Genomic DNA, 15,698 nt, shown 5'->3' on the forward strand with positions numbered 1-15,698 from the left:
TGCTACCAGTGTTCATGTTGTGCGAGATTGACTAGAACAAGTCCTATGCCATAAATTAAAACCCATATAAATCAACAACTAAATCAAAAATTGTTATATTTTCTTACAATTTTACGCACCATTTAAATGCATGAGACCCGGTTTGCACCATTTTGGTGCCATCACATTTCATCCTGTCAGTAATGTCGTTTATCGCAGGGAACTTAGCGTAAAACAGCCGGTCTATCTGGCATGGAAAAAATGGACTTAGCCTTTACCGGGCCCACGCGTTTTCAACCTGCTGAACCAGCCCCGAAAAAGGCTGGCAGGCTGGTGTGGCTGATTGTCGGCTCGGTGCTGGTTCATATTGCAGTAATCGCCACGTTATCGTTTCCGCCGCCTGTTACGCCGCCGGTGAAACCCAGTCCGGTGAAAGCAGTTCTGTACACGCCTGTTGTGCCTGCACCAACCCAGCCCGCGCCGGCAGAATTGCCCGAGCCCGCTGCAACCGATGCCCCCCCTGAAGAGCCAGAAATAGTCGGGTCTCAGCCCGTAAACGAACCATCACAAACCGAACCCGCGACACCGCCAGCGCAAGCCGAAGAAATTTCCGGTGTCAGTACTGAAGCCTCTGCACCGTCTTCAGGTGAAATACTTACTCAGGCAGAGGACAGCCCCGCACCACCTTCACGGCGTCTATCTAACGCCATTAATCGGGGGATTGCAGGACTGCAGTCACAAAAACAGCATAAACTCGCCGAACAAGTTACGCGGCAGCGCCGTCTGGAGCAGAAATCACCAGATTTACGCATTGGTGAGTACCAACCAGCCGAGCAAACTATTGGAGAATATGCCGTGAATTGCGAAAAGGGAGTGAATAGTACTGTGGCAACAGTTGCGCGACTGTTTGGAGGCAATGTAAAGTGCAACAGTCGCAACGAGTTCCAGCAATTCATCGACAAACGACAACATAAACAACCAGAACAATAAGGGACTGCCCGTGGCCGGAGCCAACCTACTTGCACTCATTGATGATATAGCCACCCTGCTAGACGATGTCGCCATGATGTCGAAAATGGCAGCCAAGAAAACTGCCGGTGTGCTGGGCGATGATTTAGCGCTGAATGCCAATCAGGTACAGGGCGTGAAACCCGACCGCGAGATACCCGTGGTGTGGGCAGTGGCTAAGGGCTCCTTCATCAATAAACTAATACTGGTGCCTGCCGCATTGTTGATCAGTGCTTTTGTACCGGTACTAATCACAGTACTGCTGGTACTTGGCGGTCTCTATTTATGTTTTGAGGGAGCTGAAAAAGTGCTCCATCGTTTCCTGCCCCATGCCGACAGCGCCGAGGAAGCCGATGAGCGCCTTAATAATCTGGCCGACGCTTCCATTGACCTGGTGCAAATGGAGAAAGATAAAATTAAAGGGGCGATACGCACCGACTTTATTTTGTCTGCAGAGATTGTAGTGATCACCCTCGGTAGCCTGCAGGGTGCCGACCTTACCACGCAAATTCTGGTCCTCAGCGGACTAAGTATCGCCTTTACCATTGGGGTTTACGGTCTGGTGGCCGGCATTGTAAAAATGGATGACCTCGGCTTATACCTGCTACGTAAATCATTAACGGGTGGCTACAACAGTGCGCAACGCATAGGCGGGCGTTTTTTACTGACAGCGGCACCAATTCTGATGAAGGTATTGTCATTCGTGGGCACCATCGCAATGTTTTTAGTCGGCGGCGGCATTCTGACTCACAGTATCCCGTTCTTACATCATCTCGCTGAATCGGTAACCCAGCTGATACCACAGATAGCCTTAATTCTGAGTATTGCTGCCGATGGTATCGCCGGATTAATCGCAGGGACGATCATCGCTTTCGCCCTGGCTATTTTTAATAAAGTCCGTCAGTAAAAAGGCTCCGCATCACAGTAAAGTAGCGTTAGCCATTTGCGCTACTTTACTGGCAATTAAATTATTAATTAGCAAAAAAAACCACACACTCAATTTTACCCGCCTTCGCAAAACCACAATAAAACCATATAAATCAAAATCTTATAAATTAATCACCTGACTGGCACAACTATCGCTAACTATTCTGCGACTTAGATTAACAGACAGCCTGCTCGGCGAGCATGATGAGGCTCTGATTGGGTACAGGGCAGTAAGTGTGAATCACTTACTGGTGTGCCCGTAACGAACAGCGAGGTTCAAGATTATGATTACTTACAGTTTTTTAATTTGGCTTTTATTGGGTCCGGTGCTGGCCTATATCGTTGCGCTGGGGATTTTTAACGGGATTCGTTACCTGTTTACGTCAGACTCATTGATCCACTAAAGGCTTACCGCATTTGTATCCCTGGACACTCCCGTAGTGCCACTTCTCAGGAATTGCAGATCTCTGCAATCTCCTGAGTTTTTTATCTGCTGAAGACCAATCAATTCTCCCAGGCAAACTCACCAGACTTAAGGCTTTTCTTATCAAAGACAAACCTTCAAAAATTCACCAATAAAGAATAAAACTTTACCTCCCCCCTTAAAGTGAGCTTATTTAAATCGAAGAAAGAACAAACTTTGTGCCCTTCTTCAGTGTTGTTATCGTCACTGGCATACATAACAAACCAGAAGAATCATCATGGATGAGGATTCAGTCGATGCGGCACATGGATGTGCCGTCATTGACGGTCTGGTTTGTTCTGCCAGGGACGATGACGTTGTTTACTGATAAGGGCTGCGGGGAGTCCAGAGGGTGTCGCATTACACCCTCTGGTCGGCGTCGGCGACTCCGACAGCGATCTTTAAACATCATTCTTTCGCTGAACCAGGGCTAAGCTCTCAAAAAAAGGGAAGGGGAGCCACCTTCCCTTTGGGTGCTGTCGGCACCCCGACATATTGCCGTTCAAGCAAACCAGATTAACCTATCAACCCCCAAACAACCGTTCCCACCAGGACTTTTCCTTAGCTTTCTTAGCCGGCGCTTTTTCTCCCGACTGACCCACACAACCCTTAGCAGGCGGTAGCGCATCAAGCACGGCAGGCACACTCATACTGCCCTGACATCCAGCCGTTACTACCGCACCGGTTGCAGGATCGAAATGCGCGATCCCAAGGCCATTAGGAAAACGTCGAGACAGGGATTTAGGTTCCTGTAACTGCTGATAGGCAAGGAACACAGGCAGTGCACCAGTAGAGCCCGTCAGGCCGGTTGAGCGGTTTTCATCATTGCCTACCCAGACCGTAGCCAGATTATTGCGGTCGTACCCGGCAAACCAGCTGTCGCGGTAATCATCGGTGGTACCGGTTTTTCCCGCCATGTTTATGTTGTCATAGGTTCTGCCAATGGCTTTTGCTGTACCTTCGGTGGCCACCTTATAAAGCGCGTAATTAAGCAGGTAAGCTGACTCCTCATTAACACGCTGCTCACCATACTCCGCCTGACGCCACATTAAGCGGTTATTCACGCTCACAATGGCACTCACCGTATGTAGCGGTCGGTACGCACCATTATTAGCAATCGTCTGGTATATCTGGTTGGTTTCAAAGGGGGTCAGCGCGACCGCGCCCAGGGTAAGCGCAGGTACTTCCGGAACCGGCCGTTTAACACCCAGATTTTTTAAAGTGGCGGCAACGTTATCAATACCCAGCTCAAGCCCCAGATTAACCGTAGGCACATTAAGTGACAAACTAAGCGCATCAATAAGCGGCACGGAGCCACGGTAAGTTTTATCAAAGTTTTGCGGCTGCCAGTTATCACCGTGTTCATCGCTGAGAGATAATGGCTTGTCTTCCAGTGGTGTAGCCAGATTGTACTGCGCTGGTTGCTCCAGTGCCGTCAGATACACCGCCGGTTTTACCAGCGAGCCTATGGGCCGAACCGCATCCAGAGCGCGGTTAAAGCCAGCAAAGCTGACATTGCGTCCGCCTACCAGTGCGCGCACCTCACCACTGCCAATGTCTGATACCACCATAGCGCCTTCCAGGGTCGCTTCGCGGCCTGGTTGCAAGCGGTCCAGAGTGCTGGTTAAAGCCTTTTCGGCGCGGCGTTGGGCATAAATGTCCAGAGTGGTGAACACCTTCACGCCCGACTCCCGAATGTTAGGGTCGGCAAGAATGGTTTGTAGTTCTTTACGCACCTGGGTCATAAATGCCGGGTGTTTACCGGTTGCCAGACTGTCGCCTGTAGCAATGCCTACTGGCCTCGATACGGCCATTTCGTATTGCTGCGGGGTTAACTCATTGCCTTCCAGCAACAAACGCAGTACCAGATTGCGCCGTTCGATGGCACGTTCGGGGTACTTACGGGGGTTGTAATAAGAAGGGCCTTTTATCATCCCTACCAACATGGCGATTTCGGTTTCGTCGAGTTCGTACACCGGGCGGTCAAAGTAAAAATAGCTGGCCAGGCCGAAACCGTGTACAGCCATATCACCGCTCTGCCCCAGAAACACTTCATTCAGATAAGCCTGGATGATCTTGTCTTTGCTGTAGCGGGCATCAATGATGATGGCCATCAGTGCTTCTTTAATTTTTCGTTCAAGCGAACGTTCGCGGGTCAGATAGAGGTTTTTAACCAGTTGCTGAGTGAGCGTACTGCCGCCCTGAACTGTGCGTCCCGCTGCGATATTCGCCAGTAGCGCACGAATGATAGACAACGGGGCAATACCGTGATGACTGTAAAAATCACGATCTTCGGTAAGCGTTAATGCCTTTACCAGTAACGGCGGCACATCTTTCAGCGTCACCAGCATACGATCTTCCTGACTGCCACTGGCAAGACGGGTTACCAGCCAGGACTCCAGCCTGACTTGTTGTAATGACTGGTCGGTTTGTAAATCAGTAATAGAGGCGATGCGCGCACCATTCCAGCGGATAGCTAACTGCCGCAACGGCTGAAAGCCATCAGGAAAATGGAACGCCCGACGGTAAATATTAATAGCTGCCTGACTAACACTGTATTCGCCACTGCCCTGAATCTGATTCACCCGTCGGTAACCCAGCAGTTTCAGCTCATCCAGCACTTCTTTGCGAGTAATCTCCTCACCCTTTTGCAGTTGCAGCGGACGGGCGTAGATTTGTGCAGGCACCTGCCATTTATTACCTGAAAAGTGGTGCTTAATCTGGGCATCAAGATAAATAATGTAGGCCCCGAACAGCACCAGCAGAATTAAAGATAACTTCCAGAAAAACCGCCAGAGTCGGCGTTTTCGGTTAGGATTAGAAGTAGGCTCGGCTTTTTTTGATGTCACAACGCTTCCTGTAAATACTTTGCGGGTACGACCGGTTGCTGGCATTCAGTCCGGGCAAGGGACACAGCAGTTTTGTTTGCGCTGTATCAATTACCTGTATGCAACTTTAGGCTCATCAGACTAGACAAGTGATTGTTCGCTTTTTACTCTGTAAGTCAATCAGCCTTTGGGAAAGCCATGATACTGGCTGAAGTAAGGAGTTTACCATGAAAATTACCGTCGATATCGATCTGTCACCGTCAGAAGCTCGCGAACTCTTAGGCTGGCCGGACATGACCAAAATCCATGAAGCCACCATTGCCATGTTTACCGAACAATTAAAAAACGGTAACCAGGAAACAATGATGACCCTTCTGAAACCCTACCTTGATGGCAGTCAGCAGGCCTTTTCTTTCTACCAGAAAATGATGGAAGGCATTGCCACCAGCACCGCCTCAGGCAAAAAATAACAACTTCAAGGAGCACTTGTGGAGCAACAGGATAAGCAGGAAATTCTGGACACGCTGAACCAGTATGCTGAGCAGTTTAATAGCATGGTACAGAAAATTCTTACCCGTCAGGCTGATTCGAACGACGCTGCAAAGATGTTCGACCCGCAACACTTGCAACAGCTACTGACCACAAAACTGGCTGATAAGGTAGAAGTAGATACCTCTAAGCTGGTTGAAAACCAGATGGAGTTTATGCGCCAGCAAACCGAGCTTTGGCAGCAGGCAAGCAGGGCCATGTTCGGCGAGAAGGCTGAAGCAGTAGTTAGTGAGTCACGTGGTGACAAACGTTTCAGCCACACCGACTGGAATGAAAACCCGGTTTTTAACTATTTAAAGCAAGCCTACCTGATTAATTCCAAAATGCTGCAGGGCATGATGGACTCCATGACCTTTGCTGATCCTAAATCTGCTGAACAGGTAAAGTTTTATACTCGTCAGTATATTAACTCGGTAGCGCCAACCAATTACCTGTTCTCTAACCCGGATGTGTGTGAAGAAATCCTCAAGTCCAAAGGGCAAAGCATGCTCAAAGGCATTGAGAACTTCATGCGCGACCTGGAGCAGAGTCCGCTTGAAGCGTTTAAGATTACGCAAACCGATATGTCGGCCTTTGAGCTTGGTGAAAACCTCGCCACAACTGAAGGCAAGGTGGTGTATCAGAATGACCTCATGCAGCTCATTCATTACACACCGAAAAAAGCTAAAACCTACGCGCCACCGGTGTTGTTCGTGCCGCCGTTTATCAACAAATATTACATCCTCGATCTGGATGAAAAGAAATCCGCAGTAAAAGGACTGCTCGAAAACGGCTTTAGCGTGTTTATGATCTCCTGGGTCAATCCGGATAAATCCCTGGCCGACCATGACTTCGTGAGTTATATGGAGCACGGTCCGCTGGCCGCGCTGGATGTGGTATGCGAGATTACCAAACAGCCCAAAGTTAACATGACCGGCTTTTGTGTAGGCGGAACCCTGTCAGCCGTAACTGCAGCTTACCTGCGCGCCCGGGGCGATGAGCGAATTCAGTCACTTACTCTGCTAACCACCCTGACCGACTTCAGTGAGCCAGGTGAAATTGGTAACTATCTGACCGAAGAAAGTCTTAACGCCATGGAGCAGAATGCCGACATTAAAGGCGTATATGATGGCCGCATACTGGGGCTTAGTTTCAGCCTGTTGCGCGAGAACAACCTGTTCTGGTCGTACTTTATCAATAACTATCTAAAAGGCGAGGATCCCGCCGCCTTTGATATTCTGTTCTGGAACAGTGATGCCACCAATATCACCGCCGCCTGCTTTAAACAGTATGTGCGTACCATGTACTGGGAAAACAAACTGCGGGAACCAGGTGGTATGGTGATTGACGGTGTGCCTATCGATTTAGCCAATATCGACGTGCCGGTATACTTCCTGGCCACCATTGCCGATCACATTGTGCTCTGGCAGGCCGCTTATAAAGGCACACAACTGGTGGGCGGTGATACCCGCTTTGTACTGGCTGGCTCCGGGCACTTAGCAGGGGTAATTAACCCGCCCGCTAAAGGCAAGTATCCCCATTGGATCAACGAAGACCTGCCAGAAGATGCCGCCGCCTGGTTTGACGGCGCCACTCAGCATGAGGGCTCGTGGTGGCCGGACTGGTACAACTGGTTGCAGTCACACAATGATAAACAGGTTACTTCACCAAAACCGGGGAAACATAAGTCTTACCCTATTATTGAAGATGCACCAGGCAGTTACGTTAAACGACGTCTCGGCTAATTATAAACTGCCCGATATTTGCCCTGTCGGCCTGTTCTGCGCTACATTGCAGGATAGCTGACAGGGTTTACTGAACCTGCCAGCCCCGTTTCGGGGCTTTTTTTCGGTTTTTTCATCACTCTGTAAACCAGATTCTGAGGCTGCTAATGCCATTGCACGGCAATCATTAACAAGCAGCCACAGGCGCTGCTCACTCACGGACAAACAAGATAAGCACAGGTTGCCATGATTACTATTAAGAAATATCCAAATCGCAGGCTTTATGACACGTCTCGCAGTCAGTATGTGAACATGGATTACATTAAAACACTGGTCAATGAGCGTACCGACTTTAATGTGGTCGACTCAAAATCCGGTGACGATGTAACCAAGACCATCCTGTTACAGATCATTAGTGAGTCTGAAACCAATGAGCATCAGTCGCTGCTCACCAATAAACTCCTCAAGCAGCTTATTCGTTTTTATGACTCTGATATGCAGTTATTCCTTCGCGAGTACCTGGAACAAAGCCTGATTAGTTTTATGGAACAACAGGACAGTTTGCAGGGAATGATGAAGAATATGGTCGATACCAGCCCGCTGGGTATGTTCAGTAAAATCATGGAACAGAATATCGACGCCTGGACCAAATCACCAAAAGATCAGAAAAAATAGCCACTTGCTGCACCGCAGCATAAAAAGTTGTATAGTTATTCTATATTGTTATAGGCATTTTGCTGCATTGCAACAAAATACCCCTTGACCATTCCGCCTTCTGCTGTCTAATATATAACCAACGAATGCTGCAACGCAGCAAGTATAAACTTCGAACGGGAGTGTTATATGTTTGGCAAATTTTCAGAGCAACTCAAGAAGTCTTCCAAGCCGGTGAATTCATGGATGGCCGTGAATGCAAAAATGCTGGAAGATTTATCGCAAAACCAAACCGAGTTGTTTACCGGTTTATTGAGCGACAGCGTGAAATATCTCGAAACCGTGTCGGTACAAACCGAGGCGAAAGGTGTTTTTGCCGCAAATTCTGAATTTGCTGAAGCCATGCGCGACCGTTTGGCTGTTGCTTCTAAAGGCGCTTACTCAACATTAAGTCACTTACAGTCTGACATGAAAGACGTAGTGAAATCGTCGATTGAAGATAGTGCCGAAGCCGCCAAAGAGGTCACGAAAGAAGTAACCAAGGCTGTTGAGAAACCAGCAGCCAAGGCCGCACCGGCAAAAGCGCCTGCGAAGAAAGCAGCGCCAAAACCGGCAGCCAAGGCCGCTCCTAGTCCGGCGCCCGCGCCAAAAGAGGAGCCAGCCCCGGCAAAGGAAGCTAAAGCAGCGGCGAAACCTGCTGAAGCTGAGGCAAAGCCTGCAGCTAAGCCGGCTGCAAAGAAAACCACGCGTACGCGTAGAACAACTTCGACAGCTAAAAAGCCAGCAACTAAAGCGGCCGAAACCAAATCAACCAATTAATTAACGACTCTTTAAGGAGAGACTAATGCTAGAGCAAATGACTGAAAAATTTCAAACTGCAATGAAGCCTGTAACTGAACTTGCGACTTTGAACATGAACACCATGCAGGAATTAGCTGAAAAGCAAAATTCTCTGTTCTCTACCCTGATGTCTGACGGTATGTCTTTTGTTGAGACTGCCAGCCAGCAAAAGGACCTGATGAGCCTTGCTGAAGCGCAAAAAGCGTATTTAGAAAGCATGCAGGAAAAAATGACTGAGTCTGCGAAAAGCAGCTACACGCTGATCACTGAAACCCAGCAAAAAGCGGGCGAAATGATGAAAGGCATGAGCGAAGAGTTCACTACTAAGTTTACTGCTAAGTAAGACTCCGCCAGGCTAAAAATGCCCGCAACACTTGCTCTGAAAATAGAACAAAAGTGTTATGCGGGCCCAGAAAAAGGGCTGTTATACTTAATGGCCCTTTTTTGATATTTGTATTACATTTTTTTGACATCTGTGGAACCAAGGGCGTTTTTGTCGGTCCACATATCACTCAAAAAGTAGTACCTCCGGGAGTGAAACAATGAATTACCAAGCATACGACTACATGGCTCGCGGTGCGCAAATCATGCATGAAGGGTTTAGTCTGCTAAACGATATTGCCAGCCACCCGTCGAATCCATTTTCCCACACTATTCCAGGCCGTGTCAGCCGGGCGAGTCTTGAGACTGCCATGCGACTAACCCGCCGTTACGAGAAAGTTGGCTTTAATATTGACGAGATCACCATTGATGGCAAATACCACGCCGTTAAGGAAGAAGTTGCAGTATCCAAACCGTTTTGCGATTTAATTCACTTTAATCGCGTAGGTGTGCACGACGATCATAAAGTATTGCTTGTTGCGCCGCTCTCCGGCCACTTTGCTACATTACTCAAAGGCACCGTAGAAGCGCTGTTGCCAGACCATGAAGTGTATATTACCGACTGGGCTGATGCTCGCGAAGTGCCTCTGGACGAAGGCCCTTTCAGCTTTGACTGTTATGTTGAATACCTGATTAGCTTCATGGAGTATCTTGGTCCGAATACCCATTTAATGGCTATTTGCCAGCCCACCGTTCAGGCATTGATTGCCACCGCGGTAATGGCCGAGCAGAAGAGCCCGGCTACGCCTCATACGCTTACGTTGATGGCGGGCCCAATCGATACCAGTAAAAATCCTACCCGGGTGAATGAGTTTTCCAAGAAGCATCCCATGTCCTGGTTCCGTAATGTCGCCATTATGACTGTTCCGCACGGTTATCCGGGCGAAGGCCGTAAGGTGTATCCTGGCTTTATGCAGCTTGGCGGTTTTATTAGCATGAACCAACAGGCACACATGCAGAAGTACATCGATTTCTACCAGAACCTGTTTCTGGGTGAGGAAGAAGATGCCGACCGTTTCCGGGCATTCTACGACGAATACCTGGCGGTACTGGATATGCCGGCAGAGTTTTATCTGGAAACTATCGAGCGCGTATTTAAAAATAATGAAGTGGCTCGTGGCGCCATCACCTACAAAGGTCAGCCGGTTAACTTCGAGTCTATCGAAAATACGCCGCTGTTAACCGTTGAAGGGGCTAACGACGACATTTGTGGTTTGGGTCAGACCGAAGCAGCTCAGCATTTATGTAAGAGCATTCCAAAATCCAAACGTAAACACCACGTTCAGCAAGGTGCCGGTCACTACGGTATTTTTAGCGGTTCACAGTTCCGCAAACATATTCGTCCGTTGATCACCGATTTTATTCATAAATTTGCCTGACGTTATCTCGCCCATGCTGGCAACTTAGGTTAGCATGGGTGCTCTTAATTTCAGGGAGATTTCTATGCGCTTTGTTCCCCGCTGCACATCCGCTAAAGGTCAGCGTTTGTTCCCACGGTTAACCTCCTGTTTTATGCTGTCTGTGGCAGCGCTGAGTTTTCAACCGACTGCTTATGCCCAGCAAAATATCGATGAGCAGCCCTCTGCTGATGCCGATCCGGTTCAGGCCTTTAACATCTGCAAGCAAAGCCTGCAACAATCAGCCTTAGAGGCGGGTATTACACCAGCCACAGCCGAACAGGTTTTTGCCAATATCAAATATCAGCCCAGAGTCATTGAGCTTGACCGCAGCCAGCCGGAGTTCGTACAAACTTTTCCCGGTTACTTCAGTAAGCGGGTCAATGACTGGCGAATCAACAAAGGTCGTCACCTGGCCGGCGAGCATAAAGCGCTGCTGCAGGATTTGGTAAAGCAATACGGTATTCCCGCTCAGTACTTACTGGCGTTCTGGGGTCTGGAAACCAATTTCGGCGGCTATAAAGGGAAAATGCCGGTACTCGATTCTCTGGCAACCCTGGCCTGTGATCCGCGACGCAGCACGTTTTTCACCCGCGAATTGCTCACTGCCGTAAAGTTGCTGGAAGAGCAGTCTTTAGAGCAGGAAAAAATGGTGGGATCCTGGGCGGGTGCCATGGGTCACACCCAGTTTATGCCATCAGCCTATGCTAACTACGCCATTGACGGCGACGGTGACGGACAGATTAACCTCTGGGATAGCGAGGCAGATGCGTTAACATCAGCGGCCAACTTTCTGTCTCAGCTGGGCTGGCAACCCGGGTTCCGCTGGGGCAGAGAAGTCAAACTGCCGGGCGGTTTTGATTACTCATTACTGGGCTATTCTAAACGTCGCACCGTGACCGACTGGAACGAACTCGGGGTAACCCGTGCCAACGGAGATGCACTGGGTAGCAGCGATATGAATGCCTATTTAGTCATGCCCGCTGGTCATGAGGGGCCAACCTTTCTCGCCTACCCTAATTTCAGAGTGATCATGCGCTGGAACAATTCTGAGTTTTACGCCATTGCGGTAGGCCGGCTGGCAGACAGAATTGCCGGCGACGGTGAACTGGTTGCATCCCTGCCTCCTTTGCCGAATTATCGTCGCGACGATATCAAAGCCATGCAGGAACAACTTAATCAGAAAGGAATTGATGTGGGTGGCGCAGACGGTATTTTAGGACCGGCTACCCGCGAGGGGATCCGCGAATTTCAACGCCGTAGCGACATGATTGCCGATGGTTTTCCTTCGCTGGCCGTCATGCAGGCACTGGGTATAGAAGTTACTCCGACCTCTTAATTGTATTGAGTGAAAAGAGCCGGACAGCGCTTTCTAATCAAAGCATGTCCGGCTTTTTCGGTTTAGTACATATGCTGACCGCCGTTAATAGACAGCGTTGAGCCTGTGATAAAGCTCGACTCATCTTTAATCAGGAACAACACACCATCAGCGATATCTTCCGGCTTACCTAAACGGCCAACCGGGATTTTCGCAACAATTTTCTTCAGTACGTCTTCTGGTACTGCGCGTACCATATCAGTATCAATGTAGCCTGGAGCAATAGCATTTACGGTGATGCCTTTTGCAGCACCTTCCTGAGCCAGCGCTTTAGTGAAGCCATGGATCCCGGATTTCGCCGCCGCGTAGTTCACCTGGCCATACTGACCCGCCTGGCCATTGATTGAACCAATGTTTACGATACGGCCAAATGAACGCTCGCGCATCCCTTCGATAACCGCCCGGCAAGTGTTAAAACACGAAGCCAGGTTAGTTTGGATAACCGCGTTCCACTGTTCAAACGTCATACGGTGCATGGTACCGTCGCGGGTGATACCGGCGTTATTGATCAGCACATCTACCGGTCCGAAATCCGACTCGATCTGCTCGATAGCGGCTTTAGTTTTCTCAAAGTCTGACACGTCAAACTTCATTGCTGCAATACCGGTTCGCTCGGTAAATTCCTGTGCCGCCTGATCGTTTCCGCCATAGTTAGCCACTACGGTATAACCCGCATCCTTCAGTGTCGTACAGATTGCTTCACCAATACCGCGTGTTCCACCTGTAACGAGTGCTACTCTGCTCATGCTCTTTCCTTCTTGTTTGATATTGCTCAACGTACAACTGATTACTATATAATCATCTATAGCTTGAATATTCCACCGTGAAAATCAGACGTTGGTCTATAAACTATTCTCCAAGTCAATAGCCTATTCGGTCTATATGACATTTTAATAATAGTATTCAGTTACTTATTCTTCGTTGTTTTAACAGAAGGAATTGCAGTGGTCGGATCTTCAGGCCAGTAATGTTTGGGATAACGGCCCTTCATATCTTTTCTCACCTCAGCATAACTACCCTGCCAGAAGCGCGGTAAATCATTAGTAGTCTGAATCGGTCGGCCAGCCGGTGATAACAACTCTACCGTAACCATCTGCCGACCCTGAGCAACGGTCACTGGTGCAGCACTGCCATACATTTCCTGCATTTTGACTGACAACACTACCCGCGATTCGCTTTCATAACGCAAGCGTCGTGTTGTGCCGCTGGGCACTTTAAGGCTCGCGGGCAATTGTTGCTCAATGACCTGACGCTGAGGCCAGCTCAATGTTTGCAGTAGTACCTCCGCCCAGTGCGCTTTTTTAAGCTGGCTAAGTGACGCGCATCGCCCTAATACGGCATGCACCACCTCCTGCCCGAGTAACCAGCTTGTCGACACCTCCGGCCAGGACGCGTCCCCGTCAAACCCGCTGGCCACAAGATTATGTGTTCGCGCCATATTAAGCCGGTTTAAAGTCTCTTCAAGCTCGTTAAAGAATGGCCAGTCTTTAATGTCTTTTTCGCCTAACCAGTCTTGCCAGCACTGAATTCTTTGCGCTTCGCCGAGCTTAGCCAGCGGTTTGCGGGATAGCAGGATTTGCTTGAAGTAACGCCGCTCTTCGGCCTTCATTGTGTCGCTTTGAGCGTCATAAAAGGCAACCTGCTGTGATGAAACAGAAGCCGTGAAATGCTCACTGATAAGCTGCTCTTCGATTGGCTGTGCTAAACGAATCAATAAATTAGTGCCTTTGCGTTGGCCAGCTAATACCGCCAGCCAGGGATGTTCTGTCGCCGCCGGCTGAACCAGTTCTGCACCGGTCCCCATCGCTAGCTTAAACTCCTGTAAATTGCGCGCCCGGGCAATCCAGCCTGGCCTGGCCAGACTTATTGCCAGGCCAAGGTAGTGTTCCGGCACATTCAGCCTGGAGTCTATTTTGGCGTCGCTGCCTAGCAAACGAGCATACCTCGACGCCTGACGGCTTACCGATTGTCTGACCGGAGAAGGTATGGAGCGAAGAACATCACTCACCAGCCAGTGTTCCGTTCGGGGCGCTTCTTCGGCCAGGGCAGTCACCACGCAACCAGCAGTCAGCAGTGTCTGATCATCCGTTAATTCAGCTTCCTCTTTTAGCTGTAACAGCATACTGGCGAATTTTGCATCAACCGGTAGTTTAAGACTGTCCTTACCAAGTGGCGTAATCCGCCCGTTAGTATCCAGTAATCGTAGTTCCTGCAGCGTCTGCGTCGCGGCATTTATTTGCGCGTCACTCGGCTTGTCCAACAGCGGCAGGGCATCAAGAGAAGTGCCCCAGTCGGCACTGTGTAGCACCAGAGACGTTATGTCTTCAGTGCGTATGGCGGGTAGAGCGAACTCTGCCAGCCGGCTATGGGCTTCTTTACTCCATAGCCGGTAGCATGTGCCCTCCTGTACCCGGCCCGCACGACCTTTACGTTGCTCAGCTGATGCCTGTGAAATCATCTTTAATGAAAGCTCGGTCATGCCGGTTGTCGGATGAAACTGAGCGACCTGCTCCCGGCCGCTATCAATGACCAGACGGATACCTTCAATAGTTAAGCTAGTTTCTGCAATATTAGTAGCCAGTATGACTTTTCTTAAACCCTCTACATGAGGTCTAAGAGCTAATTGCTGTTGCTGAAGTGGCAAAGCACCATGAAGAGGTAGGACCGCTACTTCTTTGCTCTCTATGCCAGACAGAGCACCTAACACCTGATTAATGTGTTTTACGGTAGGTAAAAACACCAGTATGTCGCCGCATTCTTTAGTGAGCACCTCGGTAATCAGGGCGCCAATACGCGGGCTCAGTTGCGAAAGATGACACTCGCCCACATACACTTCTTCCACGTCGAAGCGGCGCCCCTGGCTGGATAATACCGCTGCTTCCGGTAACAGTTTACGCAGAGGGGTAACATCCAGCGTTGCCGACATCACTACCAGGCGCAGGTCATCACGCAGGGTTTGTCGCACCTCAGTGGCGAGCGCCAGACTGAAGTCGCTGTGCAGGCTACGCTCATGAAATTCATCAAACAACACAATATCCACGCCGGCCAGTTCGGGATCCTGCTGCAACCTGCGGGTGAGGATCCCTTCGGTAATAATTTCCAGACGGGTGGCCGCACTGGTTTTCTGCTCGCCGCGAATACGATAGCCAACTGTCTCGCCTACCTCCTCGCCTAACTGCCGTGCCAGATAGCCCGCCAGTTGCTTCACCACCACACGGCGGGGTTGTAATAGCAGAATCCTAGCGGAGGTTGACCGCAACAAGGCCATGGGTACAGCGGTGGATTTACCGGCACCGGGCGGCGCGCTGAGCAACACATCAGTGGTATCCAGAGCGGTAAGTAAATCAGGTATTATGCTTTCTACGGGTAATACTTTCGACATCAGAATAAATTCGGCAACGCGCTAAAGAATAGTTGTTCTTTAATTATTTGCACTACAATTGAGTAAACAGAGGCAGTATAGCCATGGCCGGTTAAGACATAAACCTGTCTTGTTCTGCGCCGGATAAACTGCCAACATATAATACCAATCTGCATAGAAGTTTGCCCACTCAGCAAGACTGGCAGGTTTTGTGGCTAGGCTTGGTTGCA

12 protein-coding genes are annotated in these 15,698 nt (G+C 49.5%); 9 read left to right on the forward strand and 3 right to left on the reverse strand.

Annotated elements, in window-relative coordinates; all coding sequences use genetic code 11:
- Positions 1-231: 231 nt before the first annotated feature.
- Positions 232-969, forward strand: coding sequence for a hypothetical protein (locus D9T21_RS22195; RefSeq protein ID WP_123327338.1), 738 nt, complete (start codon positions 232-234; stop codon positions 967-969).
- A gap of 10 nt (positions 970-979) precedes the next feature.
- Positions 980-1,894: a DUF808 domain-containing protein gene (locus D9T21_RS22200; RefSeq protein WP_123327339.1), complete on the forward strand. Its 915-nt coding sequence runs from the start codon at positions 980-982 to the stop codon at positions 1,892-1,894.
- A 1,007-nt stretch (positions 1,895-2,901) separates the two neighbouring features.
- Here the strand turns inward: D9T21_RS22200 and mrcB are convergent.
- Positions 2,902-5,226, reverse strand: coding sequence for a penicillin-binding protein 1B (gene mrcB, locus D9T21_RS22205; RefSeq protein WP_241155790.1), 2,325 nt, complete (start codon positions 5,224-5,226; stop codon positions 2,902-2,904).
- Positions 5,227-5,432: 206 nt separating this feature from the next.
- Here mrcB and D9T21_RS22210 point away from each other — a divergent pair, with 206 nt between their 5' ends.
- The 7 genes from D9T21_RS22210 (at position 5,433) to D9T21_RS22245 (ending at position 12,068) form a co-directional block, all read left to right on the forward strand.
- The gene (locus tag D9T21_RS22210) at positions 5,433-5,675 is read left to right on the forward strand and encodes a DUF6489 family protein (RefSeq protein ID WP_105935560.1); all 243 of its coding nucleotides are present in this window, start codon (positions 5,433-5,435) and stop codon (positions 5,673-5,675) included.
- Positions 5,676-5,693: 18 nt separating this feature from the next.
- Positions 5,694-7,478, forward strand: coding sequence for a PHA/PHB synthase family protein (locus tag D9T21_RS22215; protein ID WP_123327341.1), 1,785 nt, complete (start codon positions 5,694-5,696; stop codon positions 7,476-7,478).
- A gap of 225 nt (positions 7,479-7,703) precedes the next feature.
- The gene (gene phaR, locus D9T21_RS22225) at positions 7,704-8,132 is read left to right on the forward strand and encodes a polyhydroxyalkanoate synthesis repressor PhaR (RefSeq protein WP_123327343.1); all 429 of its coding nucleotides are present in this window, start codon (positions 7,704-7,706) and stop codon (positions 8,130-8,132) included.
- 168 nt (positions 8,133-8,300) lie between these two features.
- A complete protein-coding gene (locus D9T21_RS22900) occupies positions 8,301-8,930 on the forward strand; it encodes a phasin family protein (protein WP_123327344.1) in 630 nt (209 codons plus the stop codon).
- A gap of 25 nt (positions 8,931-8,955) precedes the next feature.
- Positions 8,956-9,294, forward strand: coding sequence for a phasin family protein (locus tag D9T21_RS22235; RefSeq protein ID WP_105935556.1), 339 nt, complete (start codon positions 8,956-8,958; stop codon positions 9,292-9,294).
- 199 nt (positions 9,295-9,493) lie between these two features.
- The gene (locus tag D9T21_RS22240; protein ID WP_123327345.1) at positions 9,494-10,711 is read left to right on the forward strand and encodes a polyhydroxyalkanoate depolymerase; all 1,218 of its coding nucleotides are present in this window, start codon (positions 9,494-9,496) and stop codon (positions 10,709-10,711) included.
- 64 nt (positions 10,712-10,775) lie between these two features.
- Positions 10,776-12,068: a lytic murein transglycosylase gene (locus D9T21_RS22245; RefSeq protein ID WP_241155792.1), complete on the forward strand. Its 1,293-nt coding sequence runs from the start codon at positions 10,776-10,778 to the stop codon at positions 12,066-12,068.
- 62 nt (positions 12,069-12,130) lie between these two features.
- Here D9T21_RS22245 and phbB read toward each other — a convergent pair whose 3' ends face one another.
- Together phbB and hrpB are read right to left on the reverse strand one after the other, a co-directional pair.
- A complete protein-coding gene (gene phbB, locus D9T21_RS22250; protein ID WP_105935554.1) occupies positions 12,131-12,853 on the reverse strand; it encodes an acetoacetyl-CoA reductase in 723 nt (240 codons plus the stop codon).
- Between the two features lie 161 nt (positions 12,854-13,014).
- The gene (hrpB, locus tag D9T21_RS22255; RefSeq protein WP_123327346.1) at positions 13,015-15,489 is read right to left on the reverse strand and encodes an ATP-dependent helicase HrpB; all 2,475 of its coding nucleotides are present in this window, start codon (positions 15,487-15,489) and stop codon (positions 13,015-13,017) included.
- Between the last annotated feature and the right edge of the window lie 209 nt (positions 15,490-15,698).

It is taken from the genome of Marisediminitalea oceani (assembly GCF_003731635.1).
Taxonomy (GTDB): domain Bacteria; phylum Pseudomonadota; class Gammaproteobacteria; order Enterobacterales; family Alteromonadaceae; genus Alteromonas; species Alteromonas oceani.

Excerpts from the sequence above, each read along its gene's own strand:
- D9T21_RS22240 (WP_123327345.1), top strand. The coding sequence starts at position 9,494 with ATGAATTACCAAGCATACGACTACATGGCTCGCGGTGCGCAAATCATG.
- hrpB (WP_123327346.1), bottom strand. The coding sequence starts at position 15,489 with ATGTCGAAAGTATTACCCGTAGAAAGCATAATACCTGATTTACTTACC.
- D9T21_RS22235 (WP_105935556.1), top strand. The coding sequence starts at position 8,956 with ATGCTAGAGCAAATGACTGAAAAATTTCAAACTGCAATGAAGCCTGTA.
- phbB (WP_105935554.1), bottom strand. The coding sequence starts at position 12,853 with ATGAGCAGAGTAGCACTCGTTACAGGTGGAACACGCGGTATTGGTGAA.
- D9T21_RS22900 (WP_123327344.1), top strand. The coding sequence starts at position 8,301 with ATGTTTGGCAAATTTTCAGAGCAACTCAAGAAGTCTTCCAAGCCGGTG.
- D9T21_RS22210 (WP_105935560.1), top strand. The coding sequence starts at position 5,433 with ATGAAAATTACCGTCGATATCGATCTGTCACCGTCAGAAGCTCGCGAA.
- D9T21_RS22245 (WP_241155792.1), top strand. The coding sequence starts at position 10,776 with ATGCGCTTTGTTCCCCGCTGCACATCCGCTAAAGGTCAGCGTTTGTTC.
- phaR (WP_123327343.1), top strand. The coding sequence starts at position 7,704 with ATGATTACTATTAAGAAATATCCAAATCGCAGGCTTTATGACACGTCT.
- D9T21_RS22195 (WP_123327338.1), top strand. The coding sequence starts at position 232 with ATGGAAAAAATGGACTTAGCCTTTACCGGGCCCACGCGTTTTCAACCT.